The following is a 497-nucleotide window of genomic DNA, read 5'->3' on the forward strand; positions in this document are numbered from 1 at the left end:
GGGCTGTCGCTTCGAGCCGTTTACTCAGCACCGCAATGCGCTCACCTAGATAGAGCCAGTCAGCCAACAGCTCATCGAGCAACTCGCGCAACAAATCAGGCAGGGGCAAGGTGGCATCCTCAAGGGCTCGCGGTATGTGCGTACTCATCGCGGCATCGCCTTGGGGCATCGACACGCCATGCTCAAGCAGCAAGCCACGCATCTGATTGCCCAGTGCCGTATGCCGCTTGATGTTGCCGCGCCGGACACGGTGCAGTGCTTGAATAGCCAGTGCTGTGGTGCTCTTGATCGGTATTGAGGCAATGCTGGTATCGCGACCGGCACGCAAAATGGCATGGGCGTCGTTTCGGTCGTTCTTCGCGCCGCTGCGGTGTTCGGCCACCCGTTGCGCAGGCAGGATACGAACTGGATTACCTTGGGTCTGCAGCAGCCTGGCCCAGGCTTGTGCACCTGGACCGCACTCCATCAAGACGGTCACTGTCGCTGGCAGTTTGAGC

1 protein-coding gene is annotated in these 497 nt (G+C 60.4%); it reads right to left on the reverse strand.

Going from position 1 to position 497, the window contains the following annotated elements:
* On the reverse strand, positions 1 to 497 hold a 497-nt coding region (locus HU766_RS26600), incomplete at both ends, for a transposase (RefSeq protein ID WP_186661859.1).

Origin of the sequence: Pseudomonas sp. SWRI77, assembly GCF_014269105.1 — a bacterium.
Classification (GTDB): Bacteria; Pseudomonadota; Gammaproteobacteria; order Pseudomonadales; family Pseudomonadaceae; genus Aquipseudomonas; species Aquipseudomonas capeferrum.